Annotated in this window: 9 protein-coding genes; 3 read left to right on the forward strand and 6 right to left on the reverse strand. The window is 71.8% G+C overall.

Annotation, left to right across the window (positions count from 1 at the left end):
- Window positions 1-21 precede the first annotated feature (21 nt).
- Genes ACH4T9_RS18610 through ACH4T9_RS18625 form a run of 4 tightly spaced genes read right to left on the reverse strand, consistent with a single transcriptional unit; the run spans window position 22 to window position 5,297 of the window.
- On the reverse strand, window positions 22-1,845 hold the full coding sequence (locus tag ACH4T9_RS18610; protein ID WP_396672199.1) for an ABC transporter ATP-binding protein: 1,824 nt from the start codon (window positions 1,843-1,845) through the stop codon (window positions 22-24).
- Window positions 1,845-2,669: an ABC transporter permease gene (locus ACH4T9_RS18615; RefSeq protein WP_396672198.1), complete on the reverse strand. Its 825-nt coding sequence runs from the start codon at window positions 2,667-2,669 to the stop codon at window positions 1,845-1,847. Before ACH4T9_RS18615 ends, ACH4T9_RS18610 begins: the two co-directional genes overlap by 1 nt.
- Window positions 2,666-3,679 (reverse strand): ABC transporter permease, encoded by a 1,014-nt coding sequence (locus ACH4T9_RS18620; protein ID WP_396672197.1) that lies wholly within the window; start codon window positions 3,677-3,679, stop codon window positions 2,666-2,668. The genes ACH4T9_RS18615 and ACH4T9_RS18620 overlap by 4 nt, the downstream gene beginning before the upstream one ends.
- 1 nt (window position 3,680) lies before the next feature.
- Window positions 3,681-5,297, reverse strand: a complete 1,617-nt coding sequence (locus ACH4T9_RS18625; RefSeq protein ID WP_396672196.1) for an ABC transporter substrate-binding protein — start codon at window positions 5,295-5,297, stop codon at window positions 3,681-3,683.
- Window positions 5,298-5,423: 126 nt separating this feature from the next.
- Between ACH4T9_RS18625 and ACH4T9_RS18630 the strand changes: the two genes are divergently transcribed.
- Window positions 5,424-6,161: a PIG-L deacetylase family protein gene (locus ACH4T9_RS18630; RefSeq protein ID WP_396672195.1), complete on the forward strand. Its 738-nt coding sequence runs from the start codon at window positions 5,424-5,426 to the stop codon at window positions 6,159-6,161.
- Window positions 6,162-6,396: 235 nt separating this feature from the next.
- Here the strand turns inward: ACH4T9_RS18630 and ACH4T9_RS18635 are convergent, their stop codons facing one another.
- The gene (locus tag ACH4T9_RS18635) at window positions 6,397-7,113 is read right to left on the reverse strand and encodes a TetR/AcrR family transcriptional regulator (RefSeq protein ID WP_396672194.1); all 717 of its coding nucleotides are present in this window, start codon (window positions 7,111-7,113) and stop codon (window positions 6,397-6,399) included.
- Between the two features lie 112 nt (window positions 7,114-7,225).
- On the opposite strand from ACH4T9_RS18635, the gene ACH4T9_RS18640 reads away from it, so the two are divergent.
- Together ACH4T9_RS18640 and ACH4T9_RS18645 are read left to right on the forward strand one after the other, a co-directional pair.
- Window positions 7,226-8,209 (forward strand): NAD(P)-dependent alcohol dehydrogenase, encoded by a 984-nt coding sequence (locus tag ACH4T9_RS18640; protein ID WP_396672552.1) that lies wholly within the window; start codon window positions 7,226-7,228, stop codon window positions 8,207-8,209.
- 153 nt (window positions 8,210-8,362) lie between these two features.
- Complete coding sequence (locus ACH4T9_RS18645; protein ID WP_396672193.1) at window positions 8,363-9,079, forward strand: DUF2306 domain-containing protein; 717 nt, start codon at window positions 8,363-8,365, stop codon at window positions 9,077-9,079.
- 92 nt (window positions 9,080-9,171) lie between these two features.
- Here the strand turns inward: ACH4T9_RS18645 and ACH4T9_RS18650 are convergent, their stop codons facing one another.
- On the reverse strand, window positions 9,172-11,205 hold the full coding sequence (locus tag ACH4T9_RS18650) for a hypothetical protein (protein ID WP_396686840.1): 2,034 nt from the start codon (window positions 11,203-11,205) through the stop codon (window positions 9,172-9,174).
- Window positions 11,206-11,332: the final 127 nt, after the last annotated feature.

An 11,332-nucleotide genomic window follows, 5' to 3' on the forward strand; every position in this document is an offset into this window, starting at 1 on the left:
CGCGCGGCGACTCGACGATGCTCAGGTTGCCGGCCGGGGCTCAGGGGGCGGCGGCGGGGTGCCGGAGTACCGGCGGGCGGCGGCGACCAGGTCGGCCGGGTATCCGGCGTTCGCTCTGTCGATGATGTCGCGGGGGCGGCCCTGTTGGACGGGTACGCCTTGGTGTAGCACGACGATCCGGTCGCAGCTCTGTACCGCCTCGCCGAGATCGTGGGTGATGGACAGGACGGCCAGGCCGGTGCTGTCGGCCAGGTGGCGCAGGGTGGCGGCGATGCCGGCCCGGGTGGACACGTCGAGCATGGAGGTCGCCTCGTCGGCGATCAGCAGCACCGGTTGACCGACGAGTGCGCGGGCGATGGCGATGCGTTGACGTTGCCCGCCGGACAGCTGGTCGGGTCGGCTGGTGAGTAGTTCGGCACCGGGTAGGCCGGCCCGTTCGAGGGCCTGGGTAACCCGGTCGGCGTGCAGGTGGCGGGGCGTGCCGGCGATCCGTAGGGGTTCGGCGACGAGTTGCGCGACGGTCATCGCCGGGTGCAGGGCTGCGTACGGGTCCTGGGCGACGAAGCCGAGCCGGTGCCGGACGGCCCGCAGCCGGCGCCCACGCAGAAGCCGCAGGTCCCCGCCGGCCACGTGGACCTCGCCGGTGGTGGGCCGTAGCAGGCCGAGCAGGATCTGCGCCAGGGTGCTCTTGCCGCTGCCGCTCTCGCCGACGATGCCGACGATCTCCCCCGCCCGGAGCTGCAGGTCGACACCGGAGAGCGCGGTGGTCTGCCGGTGCCGAGTCCGGTAGACGTGACCGACGCCCGTCAGGTCGACCACCGGTTCGGCCGCCGTCCCGGAGCCGACGGCCCTGCCCGGCCCTGGTGTGGCCGGCTCGGTGGGTGCGGGCGGTGGGGACGCGGTCGGGAACAGCAGCGGCCGGTCCTCGCCCAGATGGTGACAGGTGACCACCGCGTCCCCGAGCGCCGTCGGGAGGGGTGGTTCGGTGTGGCAGGGCTCGCTCGCCCAGGGGCAGCGCTCCACGAAGGGGCAGCCGGCAACGCGGTCGGGGTGGGCCGGTGCGGTCCCGGGGATGCTGGTCCAGGGCGCGGTCGGGTCGAGTGACGGCGTCGCGGCGAGCAGTCCTCGGGTGTACGGGTGGTGGGCGTGGCCGTTCGCCGGTCCGGTTTCGACGAGGGTGCCGGCGTACATGACGGCCATCCGGTCGGCGATTCCGCGCAGGGCCGGCAGGTCGTGGGAGATCAGCAGGAGGCCGACCTCGTGGTGGGCACGCAGGTCCGCGAGCAGGTCCAGGATGTGGTTCTGGGTGACCAGGTCCAGCCCGGTGGTGGGCTCGTCGGCGATGAGGAGCTGCGGCTCGCCGGCCAGCGCGAGGGCGATCGCCACCCGTTGGCGTTGCCCGCCGGAGAGTTGGTGCGGGTAGGCGCCGGCCGTGTTCGTGGGCAGCCGGACCTGCTGGAGCAGGTCGACCGCACGGGCGGCGGCCGCCGGACGGGAGGCCCGGGTGTGTACCCGCACGGATTCGACGAGTTGGTCGCCGATGCGGCGGACCGGGTTGAGTCCGGTCATCGCTCCCTGCGGCACGATGGCGATCCGTCGGCCGCGTACGCCGTACCAGTCGGGGCCGGTGAGGTCGGTGAGTTGCAGGTCGTCGAGCCGGGCGCTGCCGGCGACGGTCGAGCCGGGCGGTAGCAGGCCGAGCAGGGCCTTGGCGATGGTGGACTTGCCGGAGCCGGTCTCGCCGGCCAGCGCCACGATCTCGCCGGCGTCGACGTCGAGGTTGACCCCACGGCTGGCGGGGTGGCCATTCGGGTAGTGGATCGTCAGATCCGTGATCGTCAGCATCAGCGGGCCTGCCGGAAGGTGGGGTTGAGCCGGTCCTCGGTGGCCACGCCCACCAGGGCGAGGGCGGTGACGGTGGCGACGATGGCGGCGCCGGGTGGCAGCGCCCACCACAGCCACGCGTCGGTCAGCATGGCGCCCCGGACCGACGCCCAGTGGATCATCGTGCCCCAGCTCGGTGTGGTGGGGTCACCCAGTCCGAGGAAGGCCAGGCTCGCGTCGAGAACGATGGCCGTCATCGCCGCCCGGACGAAGACCGGCACGAGCAGCGGGGCGACGACCGGGGAGGCGTGCCGCACGAGCAGGTACCAGGTGGACGCGCCCATCGCCCGGGCGGCCTGCAGGTGGCCGCGGGACCAGGCGGCGAGCACCCCGGCGCGGACCAGCCTGGCGGGTCCGGCCCAGACCAGGGCGGCGACCACCGCCGCCCGTATGCCGAGGCTCTGGCCGAGGAACGCAGCCGCGACGATCAGCAGCGGCAGGAACGGCAGGGCGAGGACCAGGTCGACGGTCCGCATCAGGATCGCGGCGGCCCAGCCGGGTGCCAGGCCGGCGACCCCGCCGACCAGCGCCGCCGCGATGGTGGCGATGCTCGCGACGAGCAGGGCGATGCCGAGCGAGCCGCGGGCGCCGATCACCAGTTGCGCGAACAGGTCCCGGCCGAGGTCGTCGGTTCCGAGCCAGCGGTCGGCCGACGGTGCCGCGTACGGTCTGGCGACCCGCTGTCGGCCGTCGGTGCCGAGCAGCCACGGGCCGACGAGGGCGGTGGCGGCGAGGGTCGCCAGCAGGACGCCCCCGGTCCAGCCGGCCGGCCGGCCGGCCCTCACGACCGGCCCCGCCCGCGGACTCGCGGGTCGAGCAGCGGGTACGTCAGATCGGCCAACGCGTTCATGACGAGCACGGTGCCGGTCAGCGTGAGGAAGGTGCCCTGCATCATCGGATAGTCCCGCCCCCCGATGGCGTCGAAGGTGAGCCGGCCCAGGCCCGGGTAGGCGAAGACGGTCTCGACGACGAGGGCGCCGCCGACCAGCCAGCCGAGTTCCATCATCAGCTGGGTGTGGACCGGCAGCAGCGCAGGTCGTAGCAGGTGCCGGGTGACGACCCGTCGCTGCGGGATTCCCCGGGCGTGGGCGTGTTCGACGTGCGGGGCGTGCAGCGCCGAGGCTATCGAGAAGCGCGTCACCAGGAAGAACTGTCCGATCCCGGTGGCCACGAGCACGCCCACGGGTAGGACGAGGTGGATGGCGATGTCGCCGACTGCGGCAAGCCCGGTGTGCCCCGGGGAGGTGACGCCGAAGGTGGGCAGTGCCCCGAGGTGCACGCCGAAGAACAGGATGCAGAGCATGCCGAGCCAGAACGCGGGCGCGGCGTCCACCAGCAGCACCCCCGCCAGCAGCAGGTTGCCCTTGCCTCGGCCCCGCCGCAGGCCGGCCAGCACGCCGAGCAGGACGCCGACGGCGGCGGTGAGCAGCACGCTGGTGCCCACCAGCAGCAGCGTCCAGGGCAACGCCGCCCCGATCGCCTCGATGACCGGCCGGCCACCGTTGAACGACTCGCCGAGGTCCAGCCGGGCCAGGTCGCGCAGGTAGCGGGCGAACTGCACGTGCAGCGGCTGGTCCAGCCCGTACGCGGCGACGACCTGAGCCCGGGTCGTGGCGTCCAGTTGACCGACGTCCGTGCCGCCGAGGGTCCGCAGCGGGCCGCCCGGCAGCGCGCGAGGCAGGGCGAACGTGACGGTCACCGCGACGGCGAGGACCGCCAGGTAGCCGCCGGCCCGGCCCAGCACGGCACGGGCGAGCCCGGTCCGGGCCCGGGCCGGGCGCGACGCGACGGTCATCTCAGCCGGGCAGGGCGACGAGGGAGTGCTTGTTCAACGGTCCCCCGCCCTGCTGGTAGACCCAGCCGGCGAAGACGTCGCTGCGGTAGGCGTACGCCCCGGCCGGGTAGTACAGGGTGACGAACGGAGTCTTCGCCGCCAGAAGCTGCTGCAGTCGCCCCGCCGCTGCCTGACGGTCGGCCAGCGTGGTCGTTTCCAGCAGCTGCTTCGCCGCGGCGTCGAGTTCGGTGTCGGCGATGCCGGTGACGTTGAGATGCCCCAGCTTCGGATCGGTGGCCGCCAGCGCGGCGAGCTTGGCGTAGTCGATCATCGTGGGCGCCGCCCAGCCCCAGATGGCAAGGTCGTAGTCGCGGCCGTTGGCCACGTCGAAGTCGGGCCACACCTTGGCGTCGACCGAGTCGGCGTCCATCGACCGTACGGTCGTGCGGACACCGATCTTGCCGAGCATCTCGGTGATGAGTTCGGCGGCGCGTACCCGGTCCGGGCTGTCGGCGTAGACGAGCAGTTCGAAGGCGAGCGGCTTGCCGTCCAGGACACGTACCCCGTCGGCACCGGGTGCGGCGCCGATCGCGTCCAGGGCGGCGGCGGCCGCGGCCGGGTCGTGGGTGTGCTTCAGGTTGGCGTCCGCGCCGGGTGCCTCCGGATGCCAGAACCCGGGGCTGCCGACGGTGCCCTGCCCGAGCAGGACGGTGTCGACCAGGTCGGTGGTGTCGATCGCCGCGGAGATGGCCCGGCGTACCTCGACCCGGTTGAACGGGGCCTTGCCGTCGTTGAAGGCCAGCATCGTGCTGGAGAAGTTCGACCCGGTAGCCACCTTGATGCCCGACTGTCGGGCCAGTTGGTCCTTCAGGTTGGGTGGGACCTCGTCGGCGACCAGGTGCACCTCGCCGGTACGCAGCGAGGCGAGGGCGGTCTGCTGCTCCGGGATCACCGAGACGGTGAGCTTGTCGATCCGGGGCTTACCGATCGGGTACGTGGTGTTGGCCGTCAACTCGTACCGGCGGTCCGGTTGGTAGCTGGTCAGCCGGTACGGGCCGGTGCCGACCGCGGCCGACAGCGGCGCCTTCTCCGGATCGGCCACCCCCGACCAGATGTGCCGGGCCAGCACCGGCATGTCCGCGAGCAGCCGGACCGGAAACTCCGGGTCCGACTTGCCGAGGGTGATGACCACCGCGCCGTCCTGTGCCTTCACGTTCGTGACGTTCGCCAGCGGTTTGGCGAACCGGACGGTGTCGTGCTTCCGGTAGTAGTCGATGGTGAACACGACGTCGTCGGCGGTGAACGGCTTGCCGTCATGCCAGGTGACACCGGTACGCAGCGGCAGTGTGAACACCGTGCTGTCCGGACTCGTGCTCACCCCGGTGGCCAGCAGGGGCGTGGCCCGGTTACCGGTGTCCAGGACCAGCAGCGTGTCGAAGACCAGGCTCATCAGGTGGTAGCCCGGATAGCCGGTCGTGTACGTGTAGGGGGTCAACGTCCCCTCGTCGCCGGCGACCGCGATGGTCAGCGCCGAGGCGGTCTGCGGCTCATTCCCGGTGGACGAATCGCCCCCGCCGCCGCCGGCACAACCGGCAATGGCGAGCAGTAGCCCTGCGGCCAGAACACGCAAGGCGGGCATGCCTCGTCGGCGGGCGCGGTGTGACACGGGCGGTTGACCTCCTGGTACGGGGCGGGGCACCTGACGGGGCCAGCCAGCTATCGTCGGCACTCCCACGATCCGGTGGGCACGAAGAAGGAGCGGTTAATGGGTAGTCGGGTCCTGCTGATCGGCGTCTACGGCATGGAGATCGTCGAGTGCGGCGGCGCGCTCGCGGCGAACCTCGCTGCCGGGGGCGAGTCGCACGCGGCGCTGATGGTGTGCGACGAGGAGATGCGTCCGGGCGTGAGCGCAGCAGCCGACGTCCTCGGGGTTCCGGTGGAGTTTCTCGGCTTCCGGCAGGGACACGTCGCCGTCGACGAGGCCCACAAGCGTGCCCTGGTCAAGGTCATCCGCACGGTGCGCCCGTCCATCGTCATCACCCAGGACCCGGAGCACTCCCTGACCGACCTCGACCCCGATCGGCGACCGGCGATGACCCTGGTCTTCGAGGCGCTCGGCCTGGCCGGTCGCGGGTTCGCCGCCGACGACGGTCTCGCTCCCCACCCGGTACCGACGATCTACTACATGACGCCCTCGCGAGCCAACTGCGTGGTCGACATCGCGCCGTACTGGCCGTTGAAGGTCGCCGCGATGAACAGCCTGCGCAGCCAGCTCGAGTTCTCCGCGGCCCACTGGGAGAACGAGCTGCGCCCCGCCGACCTCGAAGCGCTGGTCCCCGGGTACGCCCAGCTCGAGGACGCCTACGAGCGCGGGCGGGCCCTGCACGAAGTTCTCGACCGGGCCACGCACATCTACCACGGCGTCGGCCACCACGGACGGTACGCCTTCGCCGAGGCGTACCGGCGCGAAGGTGACTTCCATCTGCCTGCCCTCATCGAATAATGCCTGGCAGCGGCCACGCAGGAGGCCGCTTCAAGGTCATCGACAGTCTGGCCACTATTGCCAGTGTTTGGCAATAGTGGCCATCGAGGCAAAGCGCGAAGGCGTGCTTCATCACACCGCCGGCCGGGCTGGATCCCGACCGGGCGGCCCAACCGCAAGATCAGCTGCACGCAACCGAACGGCGCACCCTGGTCGGCCCGGGGAAGCACACTGTGACGCGCGTTGGGCCACCGCCTCACCTGGGTGGACGCGACGACGTCCAGCCTTGTTGGCGCAGCCGTTCGATGCCGTCCAGCAACAGGTCCAGAGCGAACTCGAACTCGAACTGGTCGTCACAGCCCTGGCCGACGACCGAGGTGTCGTCGTGTGACGCCGCGGTGGCGATCGCCGCGAGGTGCGGGAACCGGGCGGCTGCCTCCGCCGGAAACGCCACCGGCGGTTCGGGCTCGGCCATGCCGGACCGACCGGCGCGCCGGGAAGCGTCGAACAACTCCTGGCTGAAGCCCAGCATGCGACTGCCCATCGCGTGCATCACGTGGTGGGCGAGGTCCGTGGAGAACCCGCCCTTCCGGAGCGTCCCGACCATCGAGTCGAGGTAGCCGAGGATGGCCGGCGTCGCCTCGTTGCGCGACTCGATCGCGATCGACGCCCAGGGGTGGCGCAGCAGCACCTCCCGCGCCGAGAGGATGCGCTCGCGGATCACGCGCTTCCAGTCGGTGTCGAGCACCGGAGGATCGATCTCGCCGACGACCACGTCGATCATGCCGTCGAGCAGCTCGTCCTTGTTCGCCACGTGCTTGTAGAGGGCCATCGGCACGACGCCCAGATCCTGGGCGAGGTTGCGCATGCTGAGGGACTCGATCCCCGCCTCGTCGGCGAGCGTGACGGCGGCGCACAGGACGCGCCCCCTGTTCAGCGGCGCCCGGCGCAGCGTCTCAGCCTGCTCAGCCATCACGGTCCTCCACTTTCTGCCGGCGGTTGAACCCTAGCCACCTTGACAGGTGTACGGCGTACACCTACCTTGTTCTCAGAAGGTGTACGCCGTACACCTGGGAGGGAGAGAGATGAAGGCGATCATTCAGGATCGATACGGTCCGCCGGAGATGCTCACCCTCGTGGACGTCGACGCGCCGGTGCCGGCGGCCCACGAGGTGCTCGTGCGGGTCGAGGCCGCCGCGCTCAACGCGTACGACTGGCACGTCATGCGCGGCGATCCACGGCTGGCGCGCCTTTCGCTGGGCCGGTCAGGGCCGCAGGCACGGATCCGCGGCCGCGACTTCGCCGGCCGAGTCGAAGCCGTCGGCCCCGACGTCCGGCAGGTGCGACCGGGCGACGCCGTCTTCGGCGACCTGGGCGACGCCAACGGCGCGTTCGCCGAGTACGCCTGCGTGCCCGAGACCCTGGTCGCGCGCAAGCCCGGGAACCTGACGCCGCAGCAGGCGGCCGCCCTGCCGCTGGCCGGCGTCACCGCACTCATGGGACTGTGCGATGTCGGGCAGGTCGAGCCCGGCCACCGCGTTCTCGTCAACGGCGCGTCCGGCGGCGTCGGCACCCTGGCCGTCCAGTTGGCCAAGGCGCTCGGCGCGACCGTGACGGGGGTGTGCAGCACCCGCAACGTCGACCTGGTGCGCTCCCTCGGGGCCGATCACGTCGTCGACTACACCCGCGACGACTTCACCCACGACGCCGGCCGCCACGACGTCGTGTTCGACCTGGTCGGCAACCGTTCCCTCACCGCGCTCCGGCGAGCGTTGACCCCGACCGGGACGCTCGTGCTCTCCGGCGGCGGCGTCTATCGCGGCGGCAGCCTCGTCGGACCGGTCTGGCTCATCGCGCGCGGGCGCCTGCTGGCACCCTTCGTGCGGCACCGCATCGCCATTCTCACCACCGCACCCAGCCGGCAACACCTCGACACGCTCCGCGCCCACGCCGAGGCCGGCCGCCTCACCCCGGTCATCGACCGGACGTATCAGCTGCCCGAGGTTCCCGAAGCCATCCGGTACGTGGAAGGCGAACACGCGCGGGCGAAAGTGGTCATCACCATCTGACCTCCCGGCTGATGCCAGACGCCTCTGCCGTTCCTGGTCTCACCGAAAGGAGTTCGTCATGATCAGGTTCACCCGTTCACTTCCGCGCACCGCGCCTACCGACTCCACGGCCCCGCTCGGCGGTCCGCGCACGGCCACGACGGGGGGTGTCGGATGAACCGGCACACCGCCCCGGTCACCCGACCGGCGGCACGGCGCCCGCCGGGCGACCGGCCCGGGTCGAGCTGGCACCTCCCGGTAGCGCTGGTGGCCCTCGTCCTCGTCCCGGTCGTCGCCGGGTCACTGCGGCTTCTCGAGCTCGCCGGCGGCCCGCAGCTGCTACCCACCAACCCGCGCATCGATTCCTCACCGGCGCCCGTCGTGGTACACGTGCTTGCCGCGGCCCTCTACGCCTTCCTCGGCGCGTTCCAGTTCTCCGCCCGGCTGCGTCGTCGCCATCCGAGCTGGCACCGACGGTCCGGCCGGATACTGATCGTGGCCGGCCTGATCGTGGCCGCCTCCGGGACCTGGATGACACTGTTCTACCCCGACGCCCCGGGCGGTGACCTGCTGTGGGGCATCCGGCTCCTGGTCGGATCGGCGATGGCCGCCAGCATCGTTCTGGGGTTCACCGCGATTCGCCGTCGCCATGTCGCCACCCACCGCGCCTGGATGATCCGTGCCTACGCCCTCGCCGTCAGCGCCGGCACCCAGGCGTTCACCCAACCCATCGGTGAGACCCTGTTCGGCACGAGCGACCTGAGCACCGCCCTCTCCGTAGGGTCCGGCTGGATCATCAACGCGGCTGTCGCCGAATGGGTCATCCGGCACCCATCCGGCCTTTGGGCCCGGCACCGCCGCACCCCCGCGACTTCGGTCCGACCGCGATGAGCCCCGCCCGGCGAAGGTTCAGCTTGAGCGTCCCCATGGGCACGCCGGGATGGTGACCCCGGCGTGCCCATGGGGCGCGACCGGTTACCGCGTCACGGGCAGGGCGTCCGCGCGCAGACGTCGATGACCTTGCCGGTGAGCAGGAACACCGCCTTCTGTTTCTGGGCTCCGGCCTGGGCGCGCGGGAACTCGTGCGAATCGTCGCCGTACTCCGGCCCGGCCGGGGCGAGGTTGGTCGGCGGTGGCGCGTACGCCGCGCCGCTGTTCCAGACCACCATCGCCGAGCCGCTGTACGGGTACCTGCGGATCGGCGCGATGCCCCAGAACGGCCGCACGTCCGGTGACCAGCCGCCGTCGAGCGCGGGGGTGTGCAGGCGGGCGCCGATGGTGCGCGCCTGCACCTCGGCAGTGGCGGTGGAGACCTGCTGGTCGCCGAAGGCCACGTGCATCAGCACCCGGTGCGCCGGGGTGCGCGGCAACGGCCGGTCGGTCATGTGCTGGGCGTACCCGTTGGCCTCGGACCGGTCCCACAGCATCTGGAGCAGCGCGAGGATCAGCTGCTGGTCGGCCTTGTCCGGGTAGTTGCCGTCCATGATCGCCTGGAACGGGGCGAAGTCCTTGCTGCGTTGCAGCAGCGTGGAGTAGTTCATTCCCGGCACGCCGAGCACCGACCGGGTCCAGTCCTGGGCGATGGCGGTGAGCGCGCCGCCGTTGATGCCGCCCTGGCTGTTGCCGTCGTAGCGCAGCCCGCCGGCGACGTCGATCAGCGGCCGGGCGCTGGCGTCCCGGAACGCCGGGTGGGCGGCGAACCCGCCCGGGTGGATCATCGCCCGGCCCAGGAAGAGGAAGTTCAGGAAGCTCTGCTGCACCCGGTCCACCACCGCCGGAAAGGCACTGAGCTCGGTGAAGGCGCCGGCCACGTAGGGGACGTCGGCGGCGGCCATGCCGATCCAACTGGTCGCGCAGAAGGTGAAGTCGTACGTGTTCGACATCGTCCTGACGTTGCCGGCGTTGATCTCGGTCGGCTTGCCGAGCAGGCCGTGGCCGTAGAGCGAGAGGTGCGCCGGCTTCGCGGCGGAGGCACTGCGCGGGATGTTGCAGACGAAGTCCGCCGCCACCGTCGCTCCGGACGGCGTGGGCAGGGCGTTCGGCGTCGGTGGCGTCCCGTCGCCGCCAGCCGGCCCGTAGTGCAGCCGGGAGCCGGGCCCGCCGTCGCCGGTCAGGTAGGACGGTACGCCGATGGTGCCGGTCACCTGCCGGGCGATCAGCGGCTCCTGCTCCGGAGAGTAGTCGGTCACCGTGGTGACGGTGAACGACGGTGCGGCCCGGCGGAGGGCGGCGAACGCGCCGTCCCGGATCGCCAGCATCCGCCCGGTCAGACCGTGCCGGCTGGCCACGGTGAAGTCCCAGGCCAGGTACAGGCTGTGCCGCTTGACGCCGGCTTTGGTCAGGTCGGTAAGGATCCGCTTCATCTGCGGGACGCGAGGGTCCCGATGGCCGAGGCCGGCACCGGTCACGTACGCCGTGAACGCCTTGGGCGCCGGGATCAGCGCCTCGTTGCCGTCGCGCATGCCGCGCAGGCCGACGACGTACCGGGTGCCCTCGGTCAGCGCCACCGCCGGCCGGATGATCAGCAGTTGCCGGTCCGGCTGGCCGGCCGCGTGCGCGTCCAGCTCGGCCCAATACGGCGTGCGCTTGCCGGTCCGGGCGTCGAGCAGCACGATCGGCGCGTCCGTCGCCAGCGAGCGGCCGATGTCGGTGACCGGCGCGATCCCGGTCGCCGCGGGGTCGAGGCCGGGCACCCGCACCAGGATCGGCGAGCCGGGGCTGAACCCGTCCTGCCGGTTCCATTCCGTCGGGTCGATCGGGCTCCCCTGCGCGTTGGCGGGCATCGCGGAGGCCGGGAACCGCACCCGCTTGCCGGTCGGGCTGGTCCGATCCGGCACGGTGAAGTAGTCGTTCGGGAACGGCAGCAGGCAGGCCGTCGGGTCGATCGGGTCGCACGCCCGGTGCCCGGCCGGTGCGGGAGTCGCGGGCGGCGCCGCGGCGGCGCCCGCGCCGAGCAGGACAGCGCCTGCGGTCACCAGCACGGACACGGCGAGACGGAGCCGTCTGGGTGTGGGCACGCGCATCTCCTTCGACACTGGACGGTGGTCCGATGCAGGGGCTGACGGTGGTGGGTGAAGCGTGGTGTCCTTCCTACGCTCGTGAATGGATCTCGGCAAGGGTCTACGGGCCGCGGACGAGTACCCG

The sequence above is a fragment of the Micromonospora sp. NPDC020750 genome (genome assembly GCF_044334565.1).
Classification (GTDB): Bacteria; Actinomycetota; Actinomycetes; order Mycobacteriales; family Micromonosporaceae; genus Micromonospora.

Coding starts and splice junctions, on each gene's coding strand:
- ACH4T9_RS18610 (WP_396672199.1), bottom strand. CDS start 1,845: ATGCTGACGATCACGGATCTGACGATCCACTACCCGAATGGCCACCCC.
- ACH4T9_RS18620 (WP_396672197.1), bottom strand. CDS start 3,679: ATGACCGTCGCGTCGCGCCCGGCCCGGGCCCGGACCGGGCTCGCCCGT.
- ACH4T9_RS18625 (WP_396672196.1), bottom strand. CDS start 5,297: ATGCCCGCCTTGCGTGTTCTGGCCGCAGGGCTACTGCTCGCCATTGCC.
- ACH4T9_RS18630 (WP_396672195.1), top strand. CDS start 5,424: ATGGGTAGTCGGGTCCTGCTGATCGGCGTCTACGGCATGGAGATCGTC.
- ACH4T9_RS18635 (WP_396672194.1), bottom strand. CDS start 7,113: ATGGCTGAGCAGGCTGAGACGCTGCGCCGGGCGCCGCTGAACAGGGGG.
- ACH4T9_RS18640 (WP_396672552.1), top strand. CDS start 7,226: ATGAAGGCGATCATTCAGGATCGATACGGTCCGCCGGAGATGCTCACC.
- ACH4T9_RS18645 (WP_396672193.1), top strand. CDS start 8,363: ATGAACCGGCACACCGCCCCGGTCACCCGACCGGCGGCACGGCGCCCG.